Below are 25538 nucleotides of genomic sequence, written 5' to 3'. Positions count from 1 at the left end.
CTGAAAACCTTGCCAGAGTTTGCTAGGATTAGAGATCGGACTTCATTGCATCAAAAAGGAGGTTTCCTATGTCCCGTAAATGCCAGCTAACCGGAAAAAAGGCTAATAACGCCTTTGCTGTCTCTCACTCTCACCGTCGCACCAAAAAGCTACAAGAAGCTAATCTACAATGGAAACGAGTTTGGTGGCCAGAAGGCAACCGTTGGGTTAGATTACACATTTCTACCAAAGCCATTAAAACCCTACAAAGGAAAGGGTTAAACGCCATGGCCAAAGAAGCTGGAATTAACTTAAATAAAATGTAATCCCCGAAAATGTCAACAAATAGGGGTTGAACTGGGGATGAAATATAAAATATTCATCTCCCCTTTTCAATTTCTAGGAGTAAATGGGTTATATTATTAACAAAACTTAATCGATAACCCTTTAATAAATCCTCATGACGACATCAGAACTGATCAACCCTAACGCCTTAGAAAGTTACTTTTGGCATTGGCAGGGACACCGTATTAAATACACAGTTAAGGGACAAGGTGAACCAATTCTTTTAATTCATGGGTTTGGTGCATCTATCGGTCATTGGCGCAAAAATATCCCCGCTTTGTCCCAAGAAAACTATCGAGTATATGGGTTAGATTTGTTGGGATTTGGAGGATCAGATAAGCCTCAATTAGATTATACTGTAGACTTATGGCGAGATTTAATTAGAGATTTTTGGCAAGCACATATTAATAAACCGACGGTATTTGTGGGTAATTCCATTGGCGGATTATTAACCTTAATGATCTTGGCAAAATATCCTGAAATTAGCAAGGGTGGCGTGTTAATTAATTGTGCAGGTGGCTTAAATCATCGTCCTGATGAATTAAATTTGCCTCTCCGTTTCATTATGGGAACCTTTGCCAAATTAGTTAGTTCTCCCGTAACTGGAAAGTTTATTTTTAATACCATTCGTCAAAAACAACGCATTCGTCGCACTTTATATCAAGTATACTGCGATCGCAATGCTGTCACCGATGAGTTAGTAGATATTCTTTATCAACCTTCTTGTGATCCTGGGGCCCAAAAAGTCTTTGCTTCCGTATTAACTGCTCCTCCTGGCCCTCATCCTAGAGAATTATTGCCCCAAATAGAACAACCTTTATTAGTGTTATGGGGAACCGATGATCCTTGGACACCCATTACCGGGTCAAAAATGTATCAGGAACGAGCAGAAAACGTTCATCATACCGAGTTTTATCCTATCCCAAAAGCGGGCCATTGCCCTCATGATGAAAACCCCCATCAAGTCAATGAATTGATGTTAAATTGGTTAAATCGCCTGTGATATTAATACCCATCAAATTAGGGAAAAACGGCCCTTTGCCCTTACTTAATTGATGATATTAGGAGTTTGTAATTTGAAATATCAGCAACTTTCTATTTTTGAAGAACCAAGTAAGCCAGAGTTAAACTGTTTTCATCGTAATCTCAAAAAATCGGGCTTTAACTATCAAGAAATTGACATCGGTGATATTACTTTTAAGGGAGGACAAACAGAATTAGTCCATCGCTGGTATCGGTTGACTCCGAGTTATTCCCCTCATTTAGTCCGATTTTTCTTAAAAGATTTAGAGGTTACTCAAGACAATTTAGTTTGTGATCCCTTTAGTGGGAGAGGAACGACGATTATTGAATGTCAAAAAAAAGGCGTTAAAGCTTATGGTATTGAACTTAACCCCCTACTGCAAACAGTGGGTAATTATTCCTTAAGTTGGAAGATTGATCATCTTGAACTTTTTACAAATTATCTTAAAGAAATAGCAGAGATAATTCAAACTTATGACAATCAATCCCTAGACTTAGTTATTGAACAATTTAATACCCGAATTCCCATTATTCATAATGTTTTTCGTTGGTGGAAAGTAACAATTTTAAAAGATCTTATTATTGGTCGTGAAATTATTTGTAAAAAAAACTATTCATCGATCTATCCTTATCTATGGTTGGCCGTTAATAAAGCTGCTTTAGATTGTGCCAATATTCATAGAAACCACCCTACAATTACGTTTGATGATCATCATACAAGAGAGATTGATGTTTATGCTGAGATTCGCAAAAATCTCCAAATTATTGCTGATGATCTTTATAATTTAAACACAAATATTAGAAATCATTCAGAACTAAATTCTATTATTTTAGGAGATTCAACCCAGTCTTTTAAAGAGATAATTCCTGGTTCAGTTGATTTTATTATTACTTCACCCCCCTATCCTAATCGATATAGTTATGTTCATCAAACTAGACCTCAATTATATTTTATGGAGTTATTAGATACTGTTCAACAAGCGACTGCAATAGATTTACAGTCTATTGGGGGAACATGGGGGAAAGCAACATCAATATTACAGAATGACTTGTTAGAGGTTCCTGATGAAATAAAACCTTATCTTTCTTATTATGATGAATTAAAAGAAAAAAGCATTTTAATGTGTAATTATGCTACTAAATATTTTATAGATTTGTGGCAACATATTAAACATTTGAAAGAGATTGTATCAGAGCGGTTTCAAGGCGTTTATGTTGTTGGAAATTCACGCTTATCTAATGTTGAGATATTTACAGAGGTGATTTTGTCTCAACTTTTTGAACATGAAGGTTTTAAGGTCGAAAAAATAATTTCTTTTAGAAAGAGAGGAGGAAAAAAGCGATTATATGAAACCGCTATTTGTATTAAAAGTTAGCCAAAAATATATTATTGATTTCTTGCTTTATAACATCGGAGTTTCGTTGCAAAAAATCATAAAGATCAAACCTTGTAATAGAATGGACTATGTTAAAACTTTCTTCTCCTTGATATAGATTCCAACTTTTAGATAATCTAGCCAACGGACTTTTTAAGGAAGTATTACAAAAAACTATCATAACGGGTAATATGTTTTGTTCTTTTAATTTTAATGACATATCATAATCTGCTTGGATTCTTTTAGAATCACCAATTTGATAACAAGAACGAATTTCAAATCCGATACCTTCATATTGTGACCATTCTTGGGGAATATTTTGATTGAATTTATCTTTTTTAATTAATCCATCTGTTGATCTCATTTGAATACGATCCCCGATTTTAACTTCTACACTAAAATTAAGGTCTTCTTCTGTTAATTCAAAACGTTCCTTCAATAAATATCTAAATAAAGCCTCATACATATCACCAATTTTACGATGTAAGGAAGTAATAAGGTTTCCTCCTACTCTTGCGATAATATATCGTTCATCATCTAAACCAAGAACACCAAAAGCTGGATCACCAGCAATTAATTGCTGAAATTCCTGTCTATTCTTAATCCCTTTGTAACTTTTGTAGGGATTATATTCTAAGACAGTTCTGATGTTAGTAACAGCTAAATTAAGCAATTCAGTTTCATCAATCATAATTAAGATTTCTTAGATCCAGTCTTCATCCTCATCATCCTCAAATACTTCAACATCAGAATTGACCCTCATTTCCGGTTCAGGGGGTGGGGGTGGAATTTCGGGTTCTGGTAATAAGTCAGCAGGAGGAGTCCCATCTACTTCAATGACGATGATTTCCGCAGCAGGAAGCCAAAAAATTTCCCCCTGGCGATCGCAGACTGCCACCGTTGCAGGTAGCCAATTTTTCAGTAAACGAGAAGAAGGTAAAGCTTGATCAGTTCCTAACCCCGTCCCCACCAAGAGATAATGGTGGCCTGTTGTTTGATGTTTAACAATAATTGCCATTTTTGTCTTGATAGATGTCTATTATCAATGAATAATTATTCATTATTCATTATTCATTATTCATTGGTGAACATTCTCCTCACCCCCTTACACTAAGATTGAACCTGGGCCCCATGACTACGAGGATCACTAGAAGGAGTATTAACAGGGGTATTAAAGTCCGAGGTTTGGCCCGTAGAATAGGCATAGGGTAGGGTTTGATGGGCAATTAAAGCATCTAAATTTGCTTCCATCACCGAGGGAGGTTGTTCTCCAAGGGTTTGAGCGATCGCCTCTCCAGTATCATCAATAAAAACAAAGTGGGGAATACCATCAACCCGATAACGGAGAATTTCCGGCAACCATTTACTATTATCTACATTTAACATCACAAAATTAACTGATTTCTCATATTTTTGTTTTAGTTGGGCTAATTCTGGGGCCATAGCTTGGCAACTGGTACACCAATTAGCATAAAATTCCGTTAAAGTTGGTTTGCCGTTGTTTAAAGCGACTTCAATGGGGGTTGCTGCTTGTGCCTGTGCCTCTAAAGAAACAGAACCCGTTTGGGTTTGAAAGCCAAAAAAGATCGCTATACTGAGGGTAATAGCAGCAAAAGCAATTAAGATATTTCTGACGCGGTTAGCACTAACAAGTTCAGACATAAAAAATATTAAAAAGATGAGAGCTTTCACTAATTTAATATAATTGTTTGTCCCTGTGCCAACTTTTGTGAATTGCCCCAACTTAACTTATGAAAAAACGAGTCACCCTAACCTTTCCCAAACGAACGGTTCATATGCCCCTAACCTATCGTTTAGCCAAAGAGTTTAACATTGCAGCCAATATTATTCGGGCCCAAGTTGCCCCCAATCAAGTCGGAAAATTAGTCTTAGAATTATTAGGGGATATTGACGCGATCGAGGCTGCCCTAGAATGGATGCGATCGCAAGAAATCGGGGTATCCTTAGCCAGCAGGGAAATTGTCATTGATGAAGATAAATGTGTAGACTGTGGCTTATGTACGGGAGTATGTCCCACAGAAGCCCTAGTATTAGATCCAGAGACATTTAAGTTAGTCTTTAAGCGATCGCGTTGTGTGGTTTGCGAACAATGTATTCCCGCTTGTCCCGTTCAGGCCATTTCTACGAATTTTTGAGATTTGATGCCACAATAATAACTAATTTACCAGTGAGGAAAGGATGTGAACCCGATTCAAAGCGATCGCCTTGTCATCAAACATCTCGATAAAATTCTCTTTGGGGTTGCCAGTGCTTACTTAATCTTAGTGCTGGTGTGGTTAGTCAGCCAAGTCTCTAAACCCAAAGAGCAACCCATCACAAAGCCGCCTCTATCAACCGAAGATGCCCGATTTATCACCTATTTACAACAGTCCTTAAAAATGCTTGACCAAACATCAACTCAACGCACCTTAGTCAAGCCCACACAAGAGAATCTTTCAACAGTGGCCGTTACCCCGGCCGGAAAAACCCCTGAGAAGATCATTGAACGGATTTACGTGCCAATGTATCCCCCAAACTCCGCCCCTGCAAACCCTGGAACTGTGACACCTCCCTCTCCCCAAACTCCCATTAAGCTCAATAATATACCAGCCCCCCCACCCCTTCCCCTCCCCACTGCTGCTGCGCCCCCGGCAACGGTTCCAGTATTAGTACCTGGCCAAACTTCCTTATCTGTTCCCCCAGAAATTGCCTCAAACTCCCAACCCGTAACGAATGGGAATCATACCTTAGTTGGTGTTTTAGACGCTGGGGAAAGATCCTCAGTCTTATTTACCTTCAATGGGATTACCCGACGCTTTGAGATTGGAGAAGCTGTAGGCAATAGTGGGGGTGTTTTGATGGGGGTACAAAATCAAAAAGCGGTGATTTATGTAAATGGAAAAACACGATATCTGGAAGTCGGACAGGGTTTATAAAAGGCCACTCAAAAAAGGGACAGATTACGGTAAACTTGACTGGATAGTATTTGCCTATAACATAGCTATTATCAATTACTAATGCTCAATGAATCTTTATTGCCCGTTCCCACTGGCTTATTACAAATTCCTGAAATCCCAAAAACCTTAGAGATTTCTGATAATCATTCCCTGAAGTTTTCTTTAGTGCTTCCGACTTATAATGAGGCGGGTAATATTGCTGATATTGTCAAAATTTTAAGTGAATTACTCGATCACTCCATGCTTGGGGAATATGAATTGATCGTTGTGGATGATAATAGTCCCGATCAAACTTGGAAACTAGCCCTAGAATTAACCCCTGATTACCCTCAATTGCGGGTAATGCGTCGGGTGGAAGAAAAAGGCCTCTCAACGGCTGTTATTCGCGGTTGGCAAGCGGCCAGAGGGGAAGTTTTAGGGGTGATTGATGCGGATTTACAACATCCCCCCGAAGTCTTAGAACAACTGTTACAAGAAATGGAAAAAGGGGCTGATTTAGCCTTAGCAAGTCGTCACGTTGAAGGGGGTGGGGTCAGTGAATGGAGTATTATCCGCCGTTTCCTCTCCCGTGGGGCGCAAATGTTGGGGTTAATGATTCTTCCTGAAGTCATTGGCCGTTTGTCTGACCCCATGAGTGGTTATTTTATGGTACGTCGTAGTGCGATCGCGGGCAAAACTTTAAGTCCAGTTGGCTATAAAATTCTGATTGAAGTGACAGCAAGGGGTAAAATTCGTTGGCTGGCGGAAGCGGGTTATGTGTTTCGAGAACGTCAAGCAGGGGAAAGTAAAGTTACCTGGAAACAATATATCGAATATCTACAACATCTTGTCAGGTTACGTTTATCTTTATCCGCACGATTTCTTCAGTTTTGTTTGGTGGGTTTAAGTGGTGTTGTGGTTGATATGGGGTTTCTCTATTTATTAAGTGATGAAAATACCCTGGGATGGTCTTTAACTCGTAGTAAAATTATTGCGGCGGAATTAGCGATTATTAATAATTTTATTTGGAATGATTTCTGGACATTTAGAGATATTGCTCGTCTTCAACCTGGAAAGCGTCAGCGCGTGAAACGGTTAATTAAGTTTAATATTGTTTGTTTAGCGGGATTAGTTCTTAATGTTTTACTATTGAATATATTTTTTAATGTCTTTCAGTTGAATAGATATTTGGCTAATTTTTTGGCTATTGTCTGTGTCACCCTTTGGAATTTCTGGATTAACTTAAAGTTAAGTTGGCGAGTCACTGAAGTAGATAATTCACCAATGAATAATGAATAATGAATAATGAATGAGATTCGACGTAGCTATACGCCCCATATAGAGGGTGATATTCCTGCCATTGTCATCGAATTTGTTTCAGAAACAGAAGGGGGTGAATATTCGATTAACCCTCATTATCCCTTATTCAAGTTGATTTTCGCCTTTTTCCTGATAAACGACGTTGCGTATTTCGGAGTCTATCAGCATAACGTTGCTATGTATTTCATCCGCAATAAAATAAAGAGGGCGAACTTTGACCTCTTGGAGAAGTCGTGTTAGATACTCACAGAGGACAGAAATAACCAAAAAAAGAAGTCCGAACATGGTAGCAGTTTGAAAAGAAGTGGCCGCCCAACCTGGTTGAACCCAAGAAAAGAAAGCGCGCAGAAAAATCACATAAAATAAATAAGAAAAGTTCAAAAAACTGCTGAGTAAGGCAATAGCACTAGCGAGTCTTAAAGGTCGAACTGAATTGGATATAATCATTGAAACACAATCATCAAGGAGAAACAGAAAATTTCGATGTCTCTCTGGTTTCCGTCGTTGAAGTTGTTGGTATTTTAGGATTTTGATCGAAAATCCTGCATACAAACTCAGAACACGCAAATATCGATAAGTGTCTTTAATTCTCAGTAAACTATTCAGTGCAGTTCTAGTTAAGGCCATAAAGTGCGTAGAGCAGTAAATCGGCGGCCTTTCCAGCAGTAGTTGGCATAGTCCATAATAAGCTTTGTAGGTGAGTCGATAGAGTAGGGAACGCCGCTTAAACAAGTTGCGCTGACCAACTACAATACCTTTACAACTACGGGCCTCCTCAACAAATTCTGGAATTAACCCAGGAGGATCAGATTCGGGACGAAGAACAACAGCCACATCACCGATCGCCTGTTCTAAACCACAGGAAATAGCCACTTCTAGTCCAAACCTTCGGGAGAGTCTAAAGTATCGTAAACAATCCACTGTTTCCCGATACCCCTCAAATAAGCTTCTGGTGTGATCAAGAGAACCATCATCAACACAGATAATCTCGTAATTTTTGTAATTCTCCTTGAGGACTGTTGCCACTTCATCAATCACAGTCTCAAGAATATCCCCATCGTCAGAAAAGGGAATGACTAGAGACACAAAGACATCGTACCTCACTAGCTTACAGGCTCCCAATCATAGTTAATAGTGTTCCAAAAGTGCTTCATCGAGATCAAAGATATTGTCAATTTTGCCCCCCAAAACAGAAATAAAGCGGGGTACAGCAGAGTCTGTTTTAAACAAGATGGGACGACTATCATCACCATCACTTTGAGGAAGAATGGTTTTTACTTCCCAAAGAGAGTCTACATAGGAACAGTCGGAGAGAAGGGGCAAAAATCTAGCAGCATCCCGTACCATACGCTCAAAATTACTTTTTAAGGGAAATGGGGGACGATGCTGCTGGAAATTTTCAGCCGAGGGAATTTCCGACCATTGATAGTGAGGAGTATAGCTCACATGACTGAAAGAGAACAAGTTTTTGGCAGGGAAAGGCATTACAGAGAAGAAAGGGCCACACATGACCGTTAACCCCATGTTTTGCAAAGCATCAGGCATCTTGACTAAGGAAAGTTCTGTCGCTTCATGTCTGAGATAAAGTAGCTCAAGACCACTATTGAGGGGAAGGGTATTAAGGTTGGCATAAGTACAATTGTAGATATATTCGCTCTCTAATTCTTGGGTTTCCCCTGACAACAGATCTTTAAGCAGTAAGCCCAGTTTCCCTTTCCCTAGAGAATCTGAAGGTGGAATGACTTTGATCGCTTCTGTGTTCATCAGGAGCGAGACAGGGGTTTGAGCGAGACGTGAGGCCAGGAGATTTTTTAATTTCTCAGCATCAAAAGCATATTCCTTGACTTGGAATACTTCTTCAATAAAATCTCGATTAAATAATTTCTGAAAGTGAGATGACGCTGGTTTAATATCAGCCCCAATGCGCTGACAAAACAGACGAAATTGATTCGCTGTGACTTTGGAGCGATCAGTGCCGATCGCGTAAAGCTTCTCAAAATTATTGACCACACAATCAGGAAATTCCTCAATAAAGCGGGGAAAATTTAGCCGCGATCGCAATCCTGTCAATAAACTTCTGGGGTAGTGATAGCCATTATGAATGCGAGCCTGATTATTGTAGGAAGCCCGTTGTAGTAGATCAGGTTCCTTTTCAATCAGTAACACTTTGGCCCTGGGAGCAATTTCCATCAGTTTGAGTGCGAGGTAACAGCCGTAAACCCCTCCTCCAACAATAATATGAGTGTAATTCACGTCACCTCCTAGTCCCCAAGACCCTTTTTTTCTCCTGTCTAAGCCGTTCAATACCCTTAAGGTACTGTCGGATTAATTTTAGGATAGTGGCTGATGATTTAGAGTTGTTGGGATCATCGACCCAGTGAACAGGAAGATCTAAAATTTTAGCTCCCATCCATTCGGAGCGCACCGCTAGTTCAGTGGCAAAAAACCACTGATCCGTAAACTTAAATTGCTTAGCAAGTTGTTCATAAAACTGCTTTTCAATAAACTTAAAACCACACATCCCATCGGTGAACCCGACTTGTAAATTTAAGCGCAACCAAAAATTAAAGCCTCTTGAGGTAATCTCCCTCACTAGGGTTCGCTTCTCGACTTTCGCCCCTTTTTTTAATCTCGAACCCAGAATCAACGTATAAGGATCATCCTCTTGAATCAAATCGTAGACCTGTTTAAGATGTTTCAGGTCGGTTGAGAGGTCAAGATCCATATAGCCAACATAATCAGCTTGACACTGTGACCAGGCAGACTTTAACGCAAGACCCACACCTTTTTGGTTAAGCCGTAGATACTTTACAGTTTCAAAACGGGATTCTAGACCGCGGCCAATAGATTCGGTGCCATCCGTAGACCCATTATCGGCAATCCAAAATTCAACATTGTTGATCTGATGATCTTCACAGAATTTTAGGGTTTTGAGAATCGAGTCTTCTAGTTGTGCTTCCTCATTCAAAACGGGAAAGGTGACATGGACTTTTTTCTGATGATTCATGGCATGATTATTTAATATTTAATAGCAACTTTAATCACAGTTTCGGGTTGTGTAGCAATGGTTTCTACGGCCTTCTCGGCATCCTTAAACTCATAAATAGGACGCAGCAAACCCTCTACTGTGATGCGTTTTGCTTGGAAATCTTGGATCACTAACTGTTGCAGTTCCGAAGCATAAAGGGGTCGGGGGCCTCGTACCGGATTATTCCAACTGAAGGCGGGTAAAGAAGCGAGTAAGGTAATGCGATTATGAAAAAACTCTTCCCCTAGATTTAGGGCCGTCGCTCCTCCACTATAAAAGCCCACACAAACCACGCGACCACATTGGCGGGTTGCTCGTACAGCTTGATGTAATTTGGGGTAGCGTCCAGAACATTCGAGGACAAGATCCACCCCTCCCTTGCTTAACCTCTTGATTTCCACTCCCAAATCTTCAACCTGATTACTGTCAAGTACCACATCCGCACCATACTCAAGAGCCAACTGACGACGGAGGGCAAAACTAGAGGCTGCATAAACCGTCGCGCCCGATAATTTACAGTATTGAACGGCCAGCAGTCCAATGGCACCTAATCCTGTAATGAGGACTTTTTCCCCATAACGAATCTCTCCATCCAAAACGCCCCCCAGGGCAAAATTTCCAGGATCAATACATAAAGCTTGTTCAGGGGTTAGCTCCCCCAATGATTGAATTTTATTAGCAGAGATAACATGGTAATTAGCGACAGGAAGCCATCCAAACACCTTTTCTCCCACTGTAACTGACTGAACCTCTTTCCCTACTGCTTCTACAATACCAACGGTCATGTTGCCTAAAGGACGGGGGTAAAAGTGACGTTGGACTTCGTCGCTATTATCTACAAATACCCGCAACTCCGAATCGAGTTTCTTCTTGAGAAAGGGACTAGAGCCATCATAGGTCATCATCTCAGTTCCATGTTTAAAGGCTGACAAAACTGAGCGCACAAGGACTTGATCCGGCTTTAATTCCTCTAGCGTCTCTTCGTGAATGTTGGCTTTTCCGGGGGACTGAACAATTAGAGACTTTTTGGTGTGCATTGTTCTTGAAAAACGGCTGCCCTTCATTAGGGATTTAAACACATCAATCCTACCAGAAAAGGACGGGAGGCTCTCACCTCCTCCTCGCTAACTTGGGATGTCTGCCCAATAGGAATAAAACAATTACGCTTAAAATGCTTAAAATTGCTCCCCCAATTAAAGCAGGAGTCCATTGATAGCGCAATTCAACTTCATAAAAGCCAGGCTCTAGTTTAAATTCCATTGTGCCATCATCAGACATAATGATTGGATGACTTTCCTGATTAATATAGAGATGCCAAGCAGGATAATAATATGTCCGAATTCTGATAGTTGAAGGAGCTTGGGCTGTCACCTTAAATATTCTTTGATAGCTGTCCCATAGTAGGATCTTAACATTGGCTTGACCCCTAAGAACAGACACCTTGGGTTGTCCTATGATAGGTGTAGGAGGGGAGGGACGACCATTTTTTAAGGCAGGACGATATCCTGTGTAATCTCTTAATTTATCCGTATAGGGATCATTAAAAATTTCCAGAATATATTGAAGGTGGTCGATATTAGCCTTACCTGGGTTACGAAGACCAATAAATTGACGAGATAACTTATATGAGTAGGTAAAATTTGCCAGAAGAATAGCAACAACAATTAACGAGAAGACAAGTCTAAAAGATCGGGGGAGTTTCAGAATTTCACGAACGGTTAAGGCACATAAAGCAGCACCAACAAACGAAAATATTTGTAATATTCTCCAAGGAAACTGAACACTTTGTAATGTTTGACTAGCTTGCCAAATTGGTTCAGAAAGGGAACTCATTAGAAAAGCAAGCAGTAGTGCAAAGATTAACCAATACCAGATTTCCTGTTTAGTGGAACCATTGGCTACAGAATAACGAAAACAGACAACAGCAAGAATGGTTAAAATAATAATGGCTACAGATTGATGGAAAAAAATATAGGTAATCCGATTAAAAGGGAAAAGGGGCATTCCCCATCCAATTAGATTCGCAGGAATCCCACCAACTTGTTGTTTAATATACTCAAGATCAAGAAAAGATTTCTCTACCATAGCTGGCAATAAGAAAATAGAGGCCATTCCTAAACCAATTCCAGCAAAGACGATGGTTGAGACGACAGCTTTCCAGGATCTACTAAGTAGAAAAAATAAGGTATAGGGCAACCAAATTACCCAACATAATAGAAAGCCTGGACCATGAGTTAAAGCGAGTATGGCCCAAGCAATGGCTAAACCCCTTCGGCGTTGTCCATAGAATAAAGATTGTTCAGTGAGCCACCAGATTAAAGGAATCCATGCCTGAGCAAACATGGAAGGAAGACCCCCTCTCCAGTACATATCAAAAGCGAGATAAGGAGCCGTCATGTAAGCTAAGGCACCGCTAAAACTAGCAACCATTCCCCATTTCTTTCGACCATAAATATAAAAATTCAAACCCGATAAAAAAAGTGCCAGAGAAAAGAGAATAATGACAGTATCTTGCACATCAAATCCACTGAATTTGAGCAATGAACCCAAATAAAAAACTAAAGGTGGTTGGAAGACAAAACTCGGACTACCATAGCCATAATTAGTACCAGCTAACCATCGAGGATACCAAATTCCCTCAAAAAGTTGTTTAGAAAAATGTTGAATCCAAGTTGTATGCCATTTGAGATCGACTTGTCCATTAAGTCCATCACGAATCATCTTTAAATTAATGATTAAGGTGGCTAAAATTAACAGAAAAATGATAACCCCTTCCCATAAATAGGGTAATCGTAAGACCTGATGGGAAATTTTCGAGGTTTTAGACACAACTTTGTTCCATTGGGTTTTGGGTTTCATGAGTGGTTTCTCGAAGACTAAAACATCTTACTATTATGCACTAAGCTGTTCATCATCTCAATTAACAATTTAGATCATGTTGGACAAATCTGCCCTGCTTTGTCAAAAGATTGGATGCAAAAATTCTTGTATTCTTAACCATACTTGTTCCAAAAGATCAGCAGATAAAACATCAAACCATTCAATATTTGGATCAGCACGAAACCAAGTCCGTTGACGTTTAGCAAATTGACGGGTATGTAAAATAATCTCGTCTTTTGCTTCTTCTAAAGATATCTTATTATTTAAGTAATCTCTAATTTCACTATAACCTAATGTATTTAATAAGGGTAACTCCCATCCGTATTTTTTGATAATATTTTCAACTTCTTGAACTAAACCAATTTCTATCATTTTTTCTGTTCTTTGTTCAATTCTCATCTGCAAATTTTCAGGGGAACAATCTAAACCTATTTGCAGAATAGGATAATTAGGGGGGTTTTCTCCTTGTTGTTGAGAAATGGGCATTCCTGTCACATAAAATACTTCTAAAGCACGCAGGGTTCTAACTTCATCATTAGGATGAATTTTCTGAGTAGAAATTGGATCAACTTGCTTTAAAATTTCATAGCATTGTGATTGTCCTAACCCTTGTAATTGTAATCTTAATTCAGGATGAGGTGACACTCTTGGTATTTTTAATCCCTTAATAATAGACTTAATATATAATCCTGTACCGCCAACTAATAGGGGAGTTGAGCTTGAATTATTGATTAAAAATTGAGCTTTTTCTTGATATTCTGCTAGGGTTAATGTCTCAATTGGATCACAAATATCAATTAAATAATGAGGGATTAATGTTTGTTCAGATAAGGTAGGTTTTGCCGTTCCAACGTCAAATTCCCGATAAACTTGACGAGAATCTGCACTAATAATTATCGTTTGCAAACGCTGTGCTAATTCTAAACCTAATCCTGATTTACCCGTTGCTGTTGCCCCACAAATAACAATTAAAGATGTCTTCACTTGTACATTTATAAATTTAGTTTTGTAGTTGTTGCATGGCCTTAACAACGGTTTGAGAAATAAAGGGAATTATTGCCTGATTATTACTATTATGTTTTCCTTCTGTAAACACAACTAAAAGATAGGGTTTTTGCTCAGGTATTTCGATATAAGCAGCATCATGACGAACTTGCGTTGTCCACCCTGCTTTTGACCAAAATTCAGCGTCAGAGGGTAAACTTTCGCCAATAAAACCTATCACTTGATCTTCTTCTTCTGGACTAAGATCCATTGGGGTAAGACTACGTTTTAATAAAGCCATCATCTCTTGCGATCGCTGGGAAGAAACAGCAATTCCCCCAATAATACTATGTAATAATCTCCCTACTGAATTAGTAGTCAACATATTACGATTTTCCATCATTTCCCCCAAAAATATTCGTTCTCTCCCATAGGGGCCATCACACCAAGTCTTTTGATTAACATTAATATTGTTTAATTCTTCCCAACCTAAACCACTAAAATAACGATTCACAATATTACGTTGATTTTGCCAGGTTTCAAAAGGTCCTTGAGGTAATTCTGGCCCGCTAGTTGTTCCCGTTAAAACATCAACAACTAAACTTGTGGCATCATTACTAGAATCGACAATCATATCCCGAATTCCACGGCTTAATTCTGCCGACTCAGGAATCATTTCTCGTTCTAACCATTCATGAATGGCTACTAAATAAAAGAGTTTAACAATACTTGCGGGATAAATGCGTTCAATTCCCCGATAACTAAAGCCTCTAACCGGATATTTCCAAAATTCTTCTGCTGAAATTGCTCCTCCCGTATTGACTATTATAGGGGGATCGTAAACAATCCAAGTTAAGGCTAATTGATCCCTAGCTAATTCGGGAAATTCTGCCCAAGTCGTCTCAAGAATTTGGGTGCCGAGGTGTTGTAATGTGTCATCTTGATGGAAAAAGGTCATGGCGATCGCTGATTGAGCATTATTTTTAATATATCATTTACTTCGCTTTGACATCCTCCGAACTCCGTTCGGCTGAGCTCACGGCCGAAGCCTAACACCGAACTCAGGTAAGTGATATGATGAATAGTCCGACACTCAGATAGATTAAGCTGACTCACGAAGAACGAATATGGTTGCTGTCCCCCCTTCTCCTGATGACATTCTTAATGCCCTAGAAACCCCTGTAGACTTTAATTTTAAGTTACCTGATCCTGAAGATGAAGAGATTCAAGAGATAGACTTTCAGCAACAGTTAGATGCAGTGTGGAAGGTTTGCGATCGCTTTGATCTACAAACTGATATTTGGCGCGGTAGAATTTTACGGGCGATCCGCGATCGGGAAAAACAAGGGGGAGACGGGAGAGGGACAGGTTTTCTCAATTGGTTAAAACAACGAGAAATCACCAAAAGTCAGGCTTATGCTTTGATTCAACTGGCTAATAGTGCAGATACTTTATTAGCGGAAGGACAATTAGACCCTGATTCTATCAACAATTTTAGTAAACGGGCCTTTGTCGAAACGGCTAAATCTGCCCCAGAGGTGCAAAGATTAGTCAGTGAGGCGGCCCAAAAAGGCGATCGCATTACCCGTAGAGAAGTTAAACAGCTATCGGATGAATGGACGGCTATGAGTTCGGATTTATTGCCCCCAGAAGTGAAGGAAAAGGCATCTGAGGGGACGTTACCCCCCCGTCATCTGGCCCCTTTGGTTAAGGAGATGGAAAAATTACCTGATAGTCATCTCGAAGCGATCCAAAAAGAAATGACGGAAAATCCTGATGTGGATACAGTAAAAATGTTAACCACTGAGGCGAGAAATTTGTCCAAATACCTCGATGCAGCGGCCCAAGTTCAAACCTTGAGAAAAACGCCCTTAGATTTAGAAATGGCCTTAGAAGAAGCCTTAAGGTTAGATTGTTTGAATACTGCTGCTGATTTAGTCAAACAAGCGACCCAATTAGAACAAATGGTCGGGAAACTATACACCACCTGGAAACGGTTAGGCAGTCTTTCTGATCGGTTATATGTGGATACAGGGGCCAGTAATCCTCATTTACGAATGATGTTAACGTCTTTGGAATCTTTGAGTAGTGAAGTGATTGAAGTCCAACTTGACGAAGCAGGGGAAAAAGTTGTCCGTTTACGGGTGATGACGGAAGGGGATGATTAACGAAGTCAGAAGTCGGAAGTCAGAAGTCGGAAGTTGTTTTTGTGAAATGTGTTTTATAATTACTATCTTTAAATGCAAAAAGAGGACTCCCGCTACACCGCCCAAGCGGTTAGCGGTGGGATGAATTTTTGCCAATAAATAAACCGACTGAAAGGAGACGATTTACGAGAGTTGACATTCTGCGTAGAATTAGTTACGATAGAAAAGTATTCAAATTTTACACAGAAATGTTAACCCTGACTTACGAGTACAAACTAATTCCAGATAGGCGGCAAATTGAGGTCATTGAAAATACCTTGGATGTTTGCCGTTCGGTCTGGAATTATGCTTTGAGAGAACGTAAAGATTGGTTAAATTCTCGTAAATCTCCCGTGAATGCTTGCTCTCTAAAACAAGAGTATATTATTCCTGTTGATACTCCTTATCCTAATTGTAATAACCAATCGAAAGCCCTTACAGAAGCCAAGAAAACTAATGACAGATTGAAATCAGTTAATGCCCAAGTTCTACAGCAAGTCTTAAGAACTTTGGATAGAGCGTTTGCTGATATGCAATCTAAGAAAATGGGCTTTCCACGCTTTAAGAACAAGTATCGACTACGTTCTTATGTGTATCCTCAAATGCTTAAAGATTGTGTTTCGGCTTCGCTCAACACAGGTGTTAAAGGCAATCAAATTAAGTTACCACAATTAGGATTAGTTAAGTTTAGGAAGTCAAGAGATATTCCCAACGGATTTGAAGTTAAACAAGCTAGGATAGTGAGGAGAGCATCTGGTTATTTTGTAATGCTCTCGCTTCAATTAGATGTCAATATTCCTGATGTACCCTTTCATGGGCATCCATTAGGGATTGACTTAGGCTTAGATAAATTTCTGGCGACTTCAGATGGTGAACTTGTAGCTAGACCCCGATTTTTAAATCAACTACACCGCAAGTTGAAGCTTCGGCTCCGCTCAGCTTCAACACCGAGCGTAGTCGAGGTGTTGAAATTACTGCAACGTAGGTTAAGGAATAAAATAAAAGGGTCTAATAATCGTCACAAATTAAACCAGAAAATAGCTAGATTACACCAACGTATTTCTGATACTAGGAAAGATTGGCATTTTAAGTTAGCCCATTCCCTTTGTGACCAAGCTCAATCAATATTTATTGAGGATATTAATTTCATATCTTGGGCAAAGGGAATGCTAAGAAAACATACTTTAGATGCTTCTTTTGGACAATTTGTTACCATTCTCAACTGGGTAGCTTGGAAACGTGATGTTTTTGTTGCAAAAGTTGACAAGAATTATACATCACAAATTTGTCCTAATTGTGGCTTTCATACAGGGAAAAAACTGTTATCTGAAAGAGAACATAATTGTCCTGAATGTGGTTATCGTACCCATCGAGATGTAGCAGCAGCACAAGTTATCAGAAATCGTGGTGTAGAAGAATATGCGCTGCATCAAGACGCGCTAGGGCATAGCGTATCCGAAAATGTCTGTGGAGACGGTCTAGCGGGGGCAGCGATGCCTAGCCAAGAGTCTGTGAAGCAGAAACTCTTGAATGCGAATTTAAGAATCCCCCGCTACATTGCTCTGAGCAATTAGCGGTGGGAGTGTCAAAAGTCAGGAAAAATTTGGATTATTCCCCTATACAATGGGATGCCTGTAATTATGCGACGCGATCGCGGCCCTAAACCCAAATGGAACACCAAAAGAGTTCCGGCTAAAAGCATTATTCATGTCAACCGCGATCTTATTAAACATAACGCCAATTTACTTAAACAAGACAAAAACCGAACGGATCTTGATCCTGTGATTGCGGTTAAGCATCGTCAACAAAATATGTATGGTCATGAGATAGCGATTAATGGCCCCTGTCGCATTACTTATCGCCCTGATGCCCCTAAATGTTTTGGAGCTACGGTTTGGATTGAAACCCTGTCTTCTGTTGATATCATTAGGGATAATGCAGTCTAAGATTAGCAACCATCACAGAAGTTTTCTTAATCATAATCTAGGACAACATAAGACCTTAAATCCAAGGTAAAAAGTTGGGCTTTTTCTTGCGACCAACTGGCAATTAATACACTAAATTCTTCAAATCCAGTTATGGCTGTAATAGGCAAACCCAATTCAATTTGACTTAATTTGTGTCCATCTCTATCTAATAATAATAAAATTCCTTCTGCCTTGGCTAAACCATAACCCCAACTTTGAGCAACAATAAATTTAGGCATAAATTCTAAGGCAATTCGTGTTACTTTTAATGGTTTTAATTTAATTAAAATTCCATAATAAGGCTCTATTTGTTCAATACCAAATAATTCATAACGATTACTAGGATTAGGAGTTAGAGAAAATAATAATAACGGTAGAGAAAAGCCTTTAAGAAAACGACCTCTACGATTAAATAAATATAAAAAAGTACGTTTTTTGTCTTGAGAATTACGAGGAAATAGGGCTAAACCATGACGATGATCCAAGGTAATTAATTGAGACGGAATCGGGCAAATACTTGGAGAATGAAGCACAGATAAATTAGGTAGATTAAATACTTGAAATTGCCCGATCATTTTGTGATTATTTGTTGTCGAAATAACTGCTAACCATTTTCCTTGTATATCCAAAGAACTCAAAAATTGATTGGCTTCAAATCGGGGCAAAATTTGAGAAACTAAATTAGATTTGATAACATCCTGATTAGGATAATGGTAAAGAGAATACTCAGAAGTTTCTGTCCTTTGTCTATAGGTTAAAATAAAACAACCTTGAGGGTTAATTTCAAAGGTTTTAATGGGTTGATTAAGAGATGTTTCTTGTTGATGATTGGGACTACCTATTAAACTTGAATCATGATAACTTAAGCAAGTTAATTTATTATTTATTCCTACATAAATCTGGTTATTATTTACCCCTAAATGAGAGACAACTTGAGAAAAAGAGAATTGATTTAGGGATTTAATTTCAGGAGTAATAGAAGGAAAATCAATGGGTAAAGCTTTCAAGCAATAGACAGGAGAAGGACATAATTTTTCTTTAGTTAATTCAACCATATTTAACATTTCTTTGGCAGAAGAAAACCGCCTTTGTGGTAACTTTTCTAAAGCTTTAATCAGAATGGCTTTTAATGGTTCAGCTATCCGTTCCGGTACAACAATTCTCTGATTCAGATGAGCTAACATTAAGTCACTTGGGAGGCCAGAAAATGGTCTTTCCCCTAAGATTAATTCATACAAAATAATGCCAACAGAATACAAATCACATCCATAGGAATATTTACCATAAAATCTCTCAGGAGCCATATAAGCTGGCGAACCAGTATAACCACTCCCTGGGGGAAGATTAAGACTTTCTTGACTTAATTTGGCAATACCAAAATCAGTTATTTTTGCTGTCCATCCTTGCTCTGTCAAACTTAGTAAAATATTCTCAGGTTTAATATCACAATGAATAATTTTGTGTTGATGAGCCTGTTCTAATCCTGCTAAGATATCAATGATTAATTTAAGAGACATTTCTAAACTTAATTGACCAGAGGATTCCATTAAATTTCGTAACGTTCCTCCTTCACAATAATCCATTACTAAATATCGTCCCTTTGCATGATATTCGATGGCCTGACAAGCAACAATATTGGGATGACGTAAACTAACTAAATAGGCAAATTCTCGCAAAAATCGATTAGTCGGAAACCCCGGCCCCAGACTTTTTAGGGCCACAAAGTCTCCCCTATGACGACGCAGGGCAAAATAAACCTGACCAAATTGCCCTTGGCCAATTTTTCCTAAAATACGATAATTCGAGCGATAAGGAACAATAGGGTTCATATTCAGGTCAGAAATAAGGTGAGATTCGGGGGTGTTACCAATTGTCTAAAAAATGAGCTAAGCAACCAGAAAAGACGTAGAATGGGTAACGATTGGACATAGGCATTGATCGGAGTCGGTCTATTCGTTAAACGTTAAAAGTTAATGTTAAGTTGTTATTACCTTAATTCTGAGAACTTTTCCATGATGATAGACTTCTCCTTAAGATAGGGAACGCTAAAGTGACAGAGAATCTTGGTGACATTATGTATAATCAACTAATGCTATCAGAAATTATTTTTCTGATAGGCAACCCCTGCGATCAGCTTAATATTTTGTCTGCGCTGTTAACGGAGTATGGTTATCAAGTCCGTAGCGGAAATTATGAGACACAAACAATTAATTTACTAGAATCGATTAATCCTGACTTAATTTTACTTCATTACACGCAAAATCCTAATAGTTATTCCCTCTGTAGTGATCTCAAAGCGCAAGCATTCATTAAAGAAATTCCGATTCTCTTTGTGACTGATTCGGCCGATAGTTCTTTTGATCCCATTCAGGGGTTTCATGTCGGTGGTTCAGACTATTTGAGTTATCCTTTCCGACGGGAAGAAATTATGACTCGCATTGAGCATCAATTAACGATAGTTCGTCTCCGCAAACAACTTAATGAAAAAAACCATCAATTGCAGCAAGCGATTCAAACTTGTTATCGTTTAAATGATGCTTTAAAAAAAGCTAATCATCAGTTAGAAGAAGTTTCCATTGTTGATCATTTAACCGAATTAGCTAACCGTCGTTATTTTAAAACTTATTTTCTCCAAGAATGGCGACGTTGCACCCGTGAACGTATTCTTTGGGGCGATAGTTCCCAAAGCAGTTTATCGTTAATTGTGATTAGAATTGATCACTTTTCTCCCAATAAACTGAATAGTCAACAAGAAGCTGATTTACAAAAAATTGCTCGAATTATTGCAGGTGTTCCTAAACGTCCGGCGGATTTAGTTTGTCGTTATAGTAAAATACAGTTAGCTGTTTTATTACCCCAAACCGATGAATATGGGGTCTTACAAGTCGCTAAGGACATTTATAAATGTGTCAAAAATTTTCATGAAAATTCAACTCGAAAAAGGACTATTAGTTTAGGAGTTGCTACTGAAATTCCCTCCCAAGCTATCTCCCCAGATATTTTACTGAAAAGGGCTTTTCAAGCCTTACATCGTGCCGTACAAAGAGGTGGCGATCGCTTAGTCACAGAATCCTCAGAAGATGATAGACCATAAACAAAGGTTGCGTAGGCAACTTTTATCATAACTACTCTGAGAGAGCCTTACTTATTACTTATTACTTGAGTCTCGAAAGGCTTTGGTAAGTCATGTTAAACTTTGACTGAGGGATTACTAGGACTTGGTAAATAATTGCTCATATCTTCAAATTTTCGCAATTCCACCTGTTCAATGGTTAAAATCTGAGGGTCTTTTTCCATCCATTGATCATTAAATGATAAAAGAATGGATTCTAAAGAATTACGCTCTAATTCTAGGGGAATTTCCGCAAAATATCCCAAGGTAATATGAGCCGTAAAATGATACTGCTGCTCAATTCCCAAAGCGATTAAATCTTCATTTTGATAAATGGCCCGTCTTAGCTCAAAAATCTTATTGTAGGATAATTCATCACAAGGAACTAACCCCACCCCTAAGGCCCTAGGAAACAATAATAATCCCACAATTTGCCATTCAATTTTTATAGGATCTGGGTTAGATTTTTGATAATTATTAAAGCTTTCGGCAATCCGTTGTTGAATTTTTTGATCAAATTCCCCATCCGTTTGAACGGCTAATCGATAACTATCATCCCAGATTAAATCAGCCACAGTGAGATGAAAACTTTCTGGCGGAACGGGAATCAGTATTTTTGGCTCAATTTGTGCCAATAATTCCTGTTGTACCAGGGTCAATTGATGATAAAATTCTTCGTTGACCGAATCATCTTGATAGGGAGGCGTTAGGATAGTATAACCAGGAAAAGCAATGGGTTGTCCCTCTTGAAATTTCGGTGATTTTTGGATATTCTTCAGTTGGGTTTGGTAGGTCGCGGGTAAAGTGAGGGAGGCTACCCGATTTACATAAATTTGATAGGTCTCGTCCAAGCTAATTTCCTCTAATCATGTAACGACTCTCATCTTCTTATTTTCTCTGATTTTGTCGCATTTTTTTATGAAGATTTATTGATAATACAAAAAGGCAAAGATGGGCATTTATTTATTTTGGGGTGAAGATGATTTTGCGATCGCCCAAGGGGTCAAAAAACTACAAGATCGGGTTCTCGATCCCAGTTGGATTCAATTTAATTATCACACAATTCCTGGAGATCAGCCCCAAGCAACCGTTGACGCATTAAATCAAGCCATGACCCCTGTATTTGGTCTGGGAGGGCGACTGGTTTGGGTGGTAGAATCTACCCTCTGTCAACATTGCCCTGAAGATATCCTAACGCAACTTCAGCGCATTTTACCAGCCCTTCCTGAAACGGCTCATTTGTTATTTACATCCAGTAAAAAACCGGATCGACGGCTGAAATCAACAAAATTATTGGAAAAATATGCTGAAATTAAAGAATATTCTCCTATTTCTCCTTGGAAAACTGAAGAATTAGTGAATCAAGTCAAACAAGTGGCCCAAGAAATTGGGGTCAAGTTAACCCCCAGAGCTATAGAATTAGTCGCTGAGTCAGTGGGTAATAATAGCCGACAATTATGGAATGATTTAGAAAAATTACGCCTTTATGGAGAAGGAGAAAAAAACCCTTTAGATCTTGATATTATTGAACTTTTAGTTAATAGTAATACTCAGAATAGTTTACAGTTAGCTCAAGGTATTCGCAACGGAAATCAAGCCCAAGTATTACAACTTATTTCTGAGTTAATTTCTCGCAATGAACCGGCCTTAAGAATTGTGGCTACGTTGGTGGGACAATTTCGGACTTGGGCGATTATTAAATTACAGATTGAAGCTGGAGAAAAGGATAATAAAGTGATTGCTAGTGCGGCGGATATTTCTAATCCTAATCGCCTCTATTTTTTACGTCAAGAATTACAAAATTTATCCGGTAAACAGCTATTAGCAACCCTCCCAATTCTTTTAGAATTAGAAAGTAGTTTAAAACGGGGAGGTGAAGCGGTGGCTACTTTGCAAACCAAAGCGATTGAACTTTGTCAACTTTTTCGTTAAGATTTAATTTGCTGAGTCATGGTTGTTTCAAGTTCTTGTATTAAACTATCTAAATCCTGTTTTTTTTCATCAAAACACTGGGGAGGAAAGGGATCAGATTTATAATGAATTAACTTAATTTGTCCTTGACTAATAACAAGAATGGCTACTTCTTCTTGAGGGTTATAACCATCTAAAATCCCTAAGATTTCTTGAATTTTTCGATCAACTTTTCGATTCAATTCTTCAACAGCTTGTCGTGAGCAACGAACAAAATGGGGTTGGGGTTGTAAATCAATGCCTAGGGCATCTTGACTGTCTCCCCATTCTGCTAAAAGTCCCCAGGATAAGGCCGCTAAACTGGCTGAATTTTCTTGCACAAAGCGATCTAATTGATATCGCCATTGATTTGCTAAATCATCCGGTGGAGAATCGCCAAATTGAATCATTGTTTGCCTCAAACTAATTGACACTCTCACCGTTAAGGCTACGCCTGTAACGGGAGATTCTTGTTTCATTGGGTTTGTCTAGTCCCAAGTCATCACTGACTCAAAACCCCGTCCAGATTCCCCTCCACAAGCATCTGTTTAACGTCCACTGACTGCCCGACAGCAGACAACAAAAAACTTGGATATATGTTTCGATTTCTCCTTCACAAACTATGTCGCCCCTGCTCTCAGGTATTTTACTTTGGTCAAGCATTTTGTCTGGCGAGAACCACCAATTTTGCTACTCTAGGCACACGTGGGTGCGTTGGCTTCTCAATTTTAGCACAAATCTTGATTCAGCAGATGGTTAAATCAGGGGTAAATTCTAATCTGCTCGAACCAACATAATGCTATTTTAGCCTATTTGATTCTTCAGAAAATAAGTTAGATTTCTTCAACTTCTAATTTAGCTGCGGCGATGGCATCAAAGGCGAAGGCAAAAACAATGGGCATGGGACTCTTAAAAAAATAGGTCAACGCAACTGATACCACTGATAGGGTAACGGCCCACAATAACCAGGTTCTCTCTTCTTCACAAAACCCTTTTGTGGCTTTAATTAGGCGCAATACCTCTGCGGGAATGGGTTCTGGCATTACAGCACCAGGGGGAAAAGCCCAATAATTGTCATAGCGTTCTCTGACTAAATCTGTCCATCCATTGTCTTCACACCATTCTTGAATCCAGTCATCGCAGAAATGTTTCATAGTCGGTTCGATAATCTAATTGTTGTCAGTTCTTGTCCAAAGCAAGTCTAAATTCCATCATCTTGAACCCTATGTTAGCAAAATTAGTTTGAGTTTATCAGTAAGTTAATGAATCTTAATCAATCAAATCTTAGGCATATATACTTAACAGTTTCGTTTCGGTACAAATTGCGGTTAATTTTTGATCCCAAGAGTCAACAGGAAGTTGAGAAAGTAAGGCAAATTCAAAGATAATTCCCATAGTAGGAATATTCTGCCATTGGGGGGAACTTAAGAGACGATCATAGTATCCTCCACCATATCCTAGTCTATAACCTTGATAATCACAGGCAACTGCTGGAATAAGGATTAAGTCAACTTCAGTAGCCGTTAAAATTGGAGCAGTAGAAACAGGTTCTAATATGCCATATTTTCCGCTAATTAAGGGGTCTTTGTCCGTCCAAGAATGCCAAATTAAACCTTGATCAAGACAACGAGAAAATCCCCAATTACGCTCAGCAGTAAAGAGGGGAGTTAGATCCGGTTCACGACGAATCGGAAAGTAAGCAAGAATGGTTTTTGCTTGTTGAAATAAGAGAGATGATTGCAGGGTTTGACAAAGGCGATCGCTGGTTGCTTTCCAGACTGATTCTGATAAATTTTTACGTTGTTTAATTATAGTTGTTCTGAGTTGTTTTTTATTCATTATTTTTGATCTATTACTGTTAGTATGATCATTATAAAAATCGACTTAAATCAAACTCCTCATCCGAGGAATTTTGCGGAAATCTTTCTATATTTAAGAGCAATAAAATATGTTCTGAATAGTCAACAACGCCTTTTAATTCTTGTTGTAACATCTCCAAACCACCATTGGCATATTCTTCAAAAATTTGTACCCGTTCATTTTCTGCTTCTGTATCGTAGACTGAGAGAATTTTCGGGTTGTTGGTTTCAGCGATCGCTAAAAGTTTAATCACCGCATCATAGCCTCTAGAAACAAAAATTTCTAAACTAATCGGGGCCGGTTCTTTTGAGATAACATGAAGGGGAACCCGTCGCTGAGATTTTGCGCCCAAGGTTGCGGCAAAGATCATCACATCAGCGTAAGTTTGGAAAGGGCCGACCCCGCCATTAAAATCCACTAAAGATTGCACTAATTCTGCTTTATCTTTACCAATTCTCACCCGATTTACTGCCATAGTGAACCTTTCAGAGAAATTAAATTAACTAAATATAGCAAGAGGCCCAATAATATATTAAGCTTGTGTACTGACTATAATTGTAAGGCAAGCCGAACCCAGTAATCCCCAGGTCAA

General features: G+C 38.9%; 27 protein-coding genes. 11 read left to right on the top strand and 16 right to left on the bottom strand.

Going from position 1 to position 25538, the window contains the following annotated elements; translation table 11 throughout:
* Window positions 1–68: 68 nt before the first annotated feature.
* The 3 genes from rpmB to VB691_RS03930 all read left to right on the top strand — a co-directional run bounded on the left by rpmB (window position 69) and on the right by VB691_RS03930 (window position 2723).
* Window positions 69–305, top strand: a complete 237-nt coding sequence (gene rpmB, locus VB691_RS03940; RefSeq protein WP_323290153.1) for a 50S ribosomal protein L28 — start codon at window positions 69–71, stop codon at window positions 303–305.
* Between the two features lie 134 nt (window positions 306–439).
* Window positions 440–1327 carry an alpha/beta fold hydrolase gene (locus VB691_RS03935; protein WP_323290152.1) on the top strand — a complete coding sequence of 296 codons (888 nt, stop codon included), beginning with the start codon at window positions 440–442 and terminating at the stop codon, window positions 1325–1327.
* A 73-nt stretch (window positions 1328–1400) separates the two neighbouring features.
* Complete coding sequence (locus VB691_RS03930; protein ID WP_323290151.1) at window positions 1401–2723, top strand: site-specific DNA-methyltransferase; 1323 nt, start codon at window positions 1401–1403, stop codon at window positions 2721–2723.
* Here VB691_RS03930 and VB691_RS03925 read toward each other — a convergent pair.
* The 3 genes from VB691_RS03925 to VB691_RS03915 all read right to left on the bottom strand — a co-directional run bounded on the left by VB691_RS03925 (window position 2713) and on the right by VB691_RS03915 (window position 4385).
* Window positions 2713–3414 carry a type I restriction endonuclease gene (locus VB691_RS03925; RefSeq protein WP_323290150.1) on the bottom strand — a complete coding sequence of 234 codons (702 nt, stop codon included), beginning with the start codon at window positions 3412–3414 and terminating at the stop codon, window positions 2713–2715. The two genes, VB691_RS03930 and VB691_RS03925, sit on opposite strands and share 11 nt — an antisense overlap.
* A 12-nt stretch (window positions 3415–3426) precedes the next feature.
* The gene (locus VB691_RS03920) at window positions 3427–3741 is read right to left on the bottom strand and encodes a hypothetical protein (RefSeq protein ID WP_323290149.1); all 315 of its coding nucleotides are present in this window, start codon (window positions 3739–3741) and stop codon (window positions 3427–3429) included.
* 92 nt (window positions 3742–3833) lie between these two features.
* Window positions 3834–4385 carry a thioredoxin family protein gene (locus tag VB691_RS03915; protein WP_323290148.1) on the bottom strand — a complete coding sequence of 184 codons (552 nt, stop codon included), beginning with the start codon at window positions 4383–4385 and terminating at the stop codon, window positions 3834–3836.
* A gap of 89 nt (window positions 4386–4474) precedes the next feature.
* Here VB691_RS03915 and VB691_RS03910 point away from each other — a divergent pair, with 89 nt between their 5' ends.
* From VB691_RS03910 to VB691_RS03900, 3 genes are all read left to right on the top strand, one after another.
* A complete protein-coding gene (locus VB691_RS03910) occupies window positions 4475–4879 on the top strand; it encodes an NIL domain-containing protein (protein WP_323290147.1) in 405 nt (134 codons plus the stop codon).
* A 45-nt stretch (window positions 4880–4924) separates the two neighbouring features.
* A complete protein-coding gene (locus tag VB691_RS03905) occupies window positions 4925–5659 on the top strand; it encodes a hypothetical protein (RefSeq protein ID WP_323290146.1) in 735 nt (244 codons plus the stop codon).
* 81 nt (window positions 5660–5740) lie between these two features.
* Entirely contained in the window at window positions 5741–6958 is a 1218-nt protein-coding gene (locus tag VB691_RS03900; protein WP_323290145.1) for a glycosyltransferase, read from the top strand.
* 123 nt (window positions 6959–7081) lie between these two features.
* Here the strand turns inward: VB691_RS03900 and VB691_RS03895 are convergent, their stop codons facing one another.
* The 7 genes from VB691_RS03895 to VB691_RS03865 form a co-directional block, all read right to left on the bottom strand.
* Entirely contained in the window at window positions 7082–8065 is a 984-nt protein-coding gene (locus tag VB691_RS03895) for a glycosyltransferase (protein WP_323290144.1), read from the bottom strand.
* Window positions 8066–8107: 42 nt separating this feature from the next.
* Window positions 8108–9232: an FAD-dependent oxidoreductase gene (locus VB691_RS03890; protein WP_323290143.1), complete on the bottom strand. Its 1125-nt coding sequence runs from the start codon at window positions 9230–9232 to the stop codon at window positions 8108–8110.
* A gap of 1 nt (window position 9233) precedes the next feature.
* Window positions 9234–9986, bottom strand: a complete 753-nt coding sequence (locus VB691_RS03885) for a glycosyltransferase (protein WP_323290142.1) — start codon at window positions 9984–9986, stop codon at window positions 9234–9236.
* Window positions 9987–9997: 11 nt separating this feature from the next.
* A complete protein-coding gene (locus tag VB691_RS03880; protein ID WP_323290141.1) occupies window positions 9998–11044 on the bottom strand; it encodes a zinc-binding dehydrogenase in 1047 nt (348 codons plus the stop codon).
* Window positions 11045–11117: 73 nt separating this feature from the next.
* Window positions 11118–12866, bottom strand: coding sequence for a 6-pyruvoyl-tetrahydropterin synthase-related protein (locus VB691_RS03875; protein ID WP_323290140.1), 1749 nt, complete (start codon window positions 12864–12866; stop codon window positions 11118–11120).
* A gap of 102 nt (window positions 12867–12968) precedes the next feature.
* Window positions 12969–13871, bottom strand: a complete 903-nt coding sequence (gene miaA / locus VB691_RS03870; protein WP_323290139.1) for a tRNA (adenosine(37)-N6)-dimethylallyltransferase MiaA — start codon at window positions 13869–13871, stop codon at window positions 12969–12971.
* Between the two features lie 16 nt (window positions 13872–13887).
* Window positions 13888–14829 (bottom strand): serine hydrolase, encoded by a 942-nt coding sequence (locus VB691_RS03865; protein WP_323290138.1) that lies wholly within the window; start codon window positions 14827–14829, stop codon window positions 13888–13890.
* Between the two features lie 169 nt (window positions 14830–14998).
* Between VB691_RS03865 and VB691_RS03860 the strand changes: the two genes are divergently transcribed.
* From VB691_RS03860 to VB691_RS03850, 3 genes are all read left to right on the top strand, one after another.
* Window positions 14999–16039: a hypothetical protein gene (locus tag VB691_RS03860; protein WP_323290137.1), complete on the top strand. Its 1041-nt coding sequence runs from the start codon at window positions 14999–15001 to the stop codon at window positions 16037–16039.
* Between the two features lie 227 nt (window positions 16040–16266).
* Window positions 16267–17631 carry a transposase gene (locus VB691_RS03855; RefSeq protein WP_323290136.1) on the top strand — a complete coding sequence of 455 codons (1365 nt, stop codon included), beginning with the start codon at window positions 16267–16269 and terminating at the stop codon, window positions 17629–17631.
* Between the two features lie 54 nt (window positions 17632–17685).
* Window positions 17686–18003 (top strand): hypothetical protein, encoded by a 318-nt coding sequence (locus tag VB691_RS03850; RefSeq protein ID WP_323290135.1) that lies wholly within the window; start codon window positions 17686–17688, stop codon window positions 18001–18003.
* Window positions 18004–18029: 26 nt separating this feature from the next.
* On the opposite strand, the gene VB691_RS03845 is transcribed toward VB691_RS03850, so the two are convergent.
* Window positions 18030–19853: a serine/threonine-protein kinase gene (locus VB691_RS03845; protein ID WP_323290134.1), complete on the bottom strand. Its 1824-nt coding sequence runs from the start codon at window positions 19851–19853 to the stop codon at window positions 18030–18032.
* A 245-nt stretch (window positions 19854–20098) separates the two neighbouring features.
* On the opposite strand from VB691_RS03845, the gene VB691_RS03840 reads away from it, so the two are divergent.
* The gene (locus VB691_RS03840) at window positions 20099–21118 is read left to right on the top strand and encodes a diguanylate cyclase domain-containing protein (protein WP_323290133.1); all 1020 of its coding nucleotides are present in this window, start codon (window positions 20099–20101) and stop codon (window positions 21116–21118) included.
* Window positions 21119–21213: 95 nt separating this feature from the next.
* Here the strand turns inward: VB691_RS03840 and VB691_RS03835 are convergent, their stop codons facing one another.
* Window positions 21214–21987, bottom strand: coding sequence for a DUF1868 domain-containing protein (locus tag VB691_RS03835; protein ID WP_323290132.1), 774 nt, complete (start codon window positions 21985–21987; stop codon window positions 21214–21216).
* A gap of 100 nt (window positions 21988–22087) precedes the next feature.
* On the opposite strand from VB691_RS03835, the gene holA reads away from it, so the two are divergent.
* Window positions 22088–23068 (top strand): DNA polymerase III subunit delta, encoded by a 981-nt coding sequence (gene holA / locus VB691_RS03830; RefSeq protein ID WP_323290131.1) that lies wholly within the window; start codon window positions 22088–22090, stop codon window positions 23066–23068.
* On the opposite strand, the gene VB691_RS03825 is transcribed toward holA, so the two are convergent.
* From VB691_RS03825 to VB691_RS03810, 4 genes are all read right to left on the bottom strand, one after another.
* On the bottom strand, window positions 23065–23496 hold the full coding sequence (locus VB691_RS03825; RefSeq protein WP_323290180.1) for a hypothetical protein: 432 nt from the start codon (window positions 23494–23496) through the stop codon (window positions 23065–23067). The two genes, holA and VB691_RS03825, sit on opposite strands and share 4 nt — an antisense overlap.
* 423 nt (window positions 23497–23919) lie before the next feature.
* Window positions 23920–24240 (bottom strand): hypothetical protein, encoded by a 321-nt coding sequence (locus VB691_RS03820; RefSeq protein WP_323290130.1) that lies wholly within the window; start codon window positions 24238–24240, stop codon window positions 23920–23922.
* A 130-nt stretch (window positions 24241–24370) separates the two neighbouring features.
* Complete coding sequence (locus VB691_RS03815) at window positions 24371–24925, bottom strand: 5-formyltetrahydrofolate cyclo-ligase (RefSeq protein WP_323290129.1); 555 nt, start codon at window positions 24923–24925, stop codon at window positions 24371–24373.
* Window positions 24926–24956: 31 nt separating this feature from the next.
* Entirely contained in the window at window positions 24957–25421 is a 465-nt protein-coding gene (locus tag VB691_RS03810) for a DNA phosphorothioation-associated protein 4 (RefSeq protein WP_323290128.1), read from the bottom strand.
* Window positions 25422–25538 lie beyond the last annotated feature (117 nt).

Origin of the sequence: Crocosphaera sp. XPORK-15E (assembly GCF_034931425.1) — a bacterium.
In the GTDB taxonomy this organism is placed as follows: Bacteria; Cyanobacteriota; Cyanobacteriia; order Cyanobacteriales; family Microcystaceae; genus UHCC-0190.
This window is presented reverse-complemented; position numbering and strand designations above follow the sequence as displayed.